At 67.6% G+C, this 2,606-nt stretch carries 3 protein-coding genes; all 3 read left to right on the forward strand.

Annotated features, from left to right (window positions below; translation table 11 throughout):
* Nucleotides 1-780 precede the first annotated feature (780 nt).
* The 3 genes from Q0588_RS07860 (at nucleotide 781) to Q0588_RS07870 (ending at nucleotide 2,413) form a co-directional block, all read left to right on the forward strand.
* Nucleotides 781-1,728 (forward strand): IS110 family transposase, encoded by a 948-nt coding sequence (locus Q0588_RS07860; protein ID WP_298745343.1) that lies wholly within the window; start codon nucleotides 781-783, stop codon nucleotides 1,726-1,728.
* A 68-nt stretch (nucleotides 1,729-1,796) separates the two neighbouring features.
* On the forward strand, nucleotides 1,797-2,072 hold the full coding sequence (locus Q0588_RS07865; RefSeq protein WP_298745345.1) for a hypothetical protein: 276 nt from the start codon (nucleotides 1,797-1,799) through the stop codon (nucleotides 2,070-2,072).
* Nucleotides 2,069-2,413 carry a type II toxin-antitoxin system RelE/ParE family toxin gene (locus Q0588_RS07870; RefSeq protein ID WP_298745347.1) on the forward strand — a complete coding sequence of 115 codons (345 nt, stop codon included), beginning with the start codon at nucleotides 2,069-2,071 and terminating at the stop codon, nucleotides 2,411-2,413. The genes Q0588_RS07865 and Q0588_RS07870 overlap by 4 nt, the downstream gene beginning before the upstream one ends.
* The last annotated feature ends 193 nt before the right edge of the window (nucleotides 2,414-2,606 follow it).

Below are 2,606 nucleotides of genomic sequence, written 5' to 3' on the forward strand. Positions count from 1 at the left end.
GTCGGGTCTTGCCATTTTCCGCCGCGTCCCGTCACCCTTTAAACCCTTTCGAAACTAAGCCCGGGCGGGCAGGGGCGGCCAGGCCCCTGGGCTCCCCCGTTTCAACCCGGAGGACAGTCCCTTTCCACGCCGAAGGGGGGAGCAACCCGTCCTCAAGCGTGGTCCGCTTCCGCCGCGCGCCCCCGAAGGGCCGCCCGGCGTCCCGCAACGATCACCCCCGCCGCACGCGATGGCCCTGGCGCCAGACGCCCTCCCCCGCGACGGGATGACAGAAGTATAGGCCCGCTGTCGACGCGGAGCGCCGATTGTCTCGAGAAACACGCAAGCCATTGGAAGGGCCACGGAGTTTTGTGACTATCGGACTATGGTTTCGCGAATTGCCGGCGCAGCGTCACGGGCGCTTTTTCCTTCTCCCGATGGGAGAAGGTGGCGCGCAGCGCCGGATGAGGGTTGGCTGTGTCGGTCGGCGTAAGCCGCGGCTCCCGAGGGCGATACGGCTTGCGCCGACGCCGGGGATCGACCCTCACCCTTTCGCGCAAGGCCGATCGCCTTCGGCTCTCGTGCGCTCAAGCCCTTGTATGTCGGAGTTCGGCTATTGTGACGAGGTCTTCCGGGACGTCCGCCTGGCGTTTGCGCGCCAGGCGGACTGTCGGCGGAGGGGCCGTGAAGCCCTGAGCCTTTTGGGCTGAGGGAGAGCTGGGCCGCCGCCGACGTTTCACTGACCCGGATGGTTGCAGGGACGATGAGGTCCGTATCCACAAGGTGGGGTCGATGGAACAGATGAAGTCTAACACACGGATGGCCGGCGTCGATGTCGGCAAGTCCTGGCTCGACGCGGCGGTGCATGGAGACGACGCGCCGGTCACCCGCTTCGGCAACGACCGCGAGGGCGTCGCCGAACTGATCGCGTGGTTGAAGACGCGCGAGGTCAGCCGGGTCGGCATGGAGGCCACCGGCGGCTATGAGCGCGACCTGCGCCAAGCCTGCGACGCGACCGGGTTCGAGGTCGTGGTCCATCAACCGATGGAGGTCAGGCTGTTCGCCCGGCTCAAGCGCAAGCGGGCCAAGACCGACGCGCTCGACGCCCGGCTGATCGCCGCCGCCACCGCCCAAATCGACGCCGTGCGCGCCGCCCAGGACCCCCGGCTGGCCGAACTGGCCGAGCGGCTGACCGCCTATGAGCAGATCACCGACCAGGCCGCTCAGTTGAAGACCTGCCTGGAGCAGACCCGACTCAAGGACGTGATCCGCCGCTTCAACGGCCTGATCCGAACCCTGGAGCGGACCAAGGCCGAACTCCTGACCGACATGCTCCGTCGGGTCGAGGCCGAACCGGACCTGCTGGCCCGGTTCAAGCTGCTGACCAGCCTGCCCGGCCACGGGCCGGTCGTGGCCCTCGGCGAACTGATCCGCATGCCCGAACTCGGAAGCCTCGAACGAGGCCAGGCCGCCGCCCTCCTCGGCGTCGCCCCCTACGACCGACAGTCCGGCCAGATGAAGGGCCAGTCCACGATCGCCGGAGGACGCAGCCGACCGCGGCGTCTCCTCTACCTCGCCGCCCTCAGCGCCAAACGATGCGATCCAAGCTTCAAAGCCTTCGCCGAACGCCTCGCGGCCCAAGGAAAGCCACCCAAGAAAGTCATCGTCGCCGTCATGCGAAAACTCATCGAGGCCGCCAACCTCATCCTCAAACGAGGTCACCCATGGACAAAACAACCCGCGACCTGAACATGGTTGCTCTCCCAACGGGAGAGGGCGTAATTCCCCCGTCGCCCGTTTCACGCTATCCTCCGCCCATGGCCGCGCTGACCCTCACCCTGCCGCCCGCCCTTGACCGGTTCGTCCAGGATCAGGTCGCGTCGGGGGCCTATCCCGACGCGGACGCGGTCGTCGCCGCCGCGCTGGATCGGCTGGCCGATGACGCGATGATCGAGGCCGACAGGGAAACCCGCTATCGTCGGCTCATTCAGGAGGGGCTGGATGATCTGGACGCCGGTCGCTACGAAACGGTGACCGACGTGAAGGCGTGGCTGGATCAGCTTGGACGCGAGGTCAAGGCCGAACCGCGTTGAGGCGGCTCGACATCACCGCCCGCGCGCGCCGCGATACCGCCGCCGCGCTCCGGGACAGTCTCAGGAATTTCGGACCCGTCGCCGTTGATCGCTACATCCTGCTGATCGAACAGGCCTACGCCGACCTGTGCGCCGATCCGGAGCGCCCCGGCGCGCGGCCGGACCCGGAAATCTCGCCCGACCTCCGCCTCTATCCCCTGCGACTGAGCCGGATGCGCGTACCGCCGGAAGACCGCGTCGGCCGCCCCCGACACATCGTGGCGTTTCGCTTCGACGGCGCGACGGTGCGGATCGTTCGCCTGCTCCATGACGGCATGGATTTGCCGCGGCGTCTGGGGTGAGACGGGTCGGGTCATGAGGAAAGGGGGGTGTGTCCCGGTTTCCACCGCCCGGTCAGCGGCGACACCAGAAACCAGGTCGACGACGTCATCGACGAGGTGAAGGCCGTGGCCCGCCACGGCTACCGCTCCCTCGTCACCGTCCTGACCAAGAAGATGGCCGAGGACCTGACGGAATACATGCACGAACAGGGCG

It is taken from the genome of uncultured Brevundimonas sp. (assembly GCF_937870815.1).
Taxonomy (GTDB): Bacteria; Pseudomonadota; Alphaproteobacteria; order Caulobacterales; family Caulobacteraceae; genus Brevundimonas.

What these genes read in the sequence shown, in the direction of transcription:
- Q0588_RS07860 (WP_298745343.1), top strand. Translation starts at nt 781, where the DNA reads ATGAAGTCTAACACACGGATGGCCGGCGTCGATGTCGGCAAGTCCTGG.
- Q0588_RS07865 (WP_298745345.1), top strand. Translation starts at nt 1,797, where the DNA reads ATGGCCGCGCTGACCCTCACCCTGCCGCCCGCCCTTGACCGGTTCGTC.